Annotated in this window: 1 protein-coding gene; it reads left to right on the top strand. The window is 39.8% G+C overall.

Annotated features, from left to right (window positions below; all coding sequences use genetic code 11):
- The first annotated feature begins 61 nt into the window (after window positions 1-61).
- Window positions 62-846, top strand: a protein-coding gene (locus MZO40_RS16945; RefSeq protein WP_225914119.1) for an IS5 family transposase whose coding sequence is annotated in 2 segments (ribosomal slippage) — window positions 62-314 and window positions 314-846 — 786 coding nt in all. Because the reading frame shifts where the segments join, the coding sequence is not laid out codon by codon here.
- Window positions 847-855 lie beyond the last annotated feature (9 nt).

The raw sequence follows: 855 nt of genomic DNA on the forward strand, positions 1-855 counted from the left end.
ACTAAGAACCTGTTTGAAATCTAGCTAATTTGGTATGATAGTTCAAAAAAGGTGATCAGTAATGAATTATCCCAGTAATATTTCTCGCCGACAATTTGAACTAGTCCGTCCCATTTTAGAAGGTGCACGACAATCAACCAGACCACGGAAATATGATCTTTACGACTTATTTTGCGCGGTGGCCTATGTTTTAAAAACCGGCTGTCAGTGGCGGCAGTTACCAGTTGATTTTCCTCGTTGGCAATCGGTTTATTATTATTATCGAGTATGGTCTGAAGAACAAGTCCTTGATGAACCTTCTATTTTGGATCAATGCTTAAAAAAATTGTCTTTACCCTACGGGAAAAACAGTCACGCTCGGCTAAAACATCTTTTATAATAATTGACGCCCAAAGTGTTAAAAATACTGATACCGCCAAGCATCATGGTTACGACGGTGGTAAACGAATATCTGGAATAAAACGTCACTTAGCTGTTGATATTAACGGTTTGCCACAAGCAATCCATATCACTACTGCCAATGTTTCTGACCGTGATGGGGCTAGTGCCATGCTAGCGCTAAACTGTGAACATTTACAACAAGTTAAATCAGTTCTTGTTGATGGTGGGTACACCGGGGACAACTTCGCCGCCACTGTTCAATCCAATTTAAAAGCCACCGTACAGGTGGCTAAACGCAATGAGCTACATAAATTTGAAGTGTTACCACAACGCTGGATTATTGAGCGTTCTTTCAGTTGGTTAGATAAATGTCGTCGGCTCTGGAAAAATTGTGAGCGGCACCTTAATTCAAGTCGCCAAATGATTATTCTCGCTTTCTTGATATTACTCTTAAAAAGATTTTAAACAGATTCT

Source organism: Lactiplantibacillus sp. B652, assembly GCF_023806745.1.
Lineage (GTDB): Bacteria > Bacillota > Bacilli > Lactobacillales > Lactobacillaceae > Lactiplantibacillus > Lactiplantibacillus pentosus.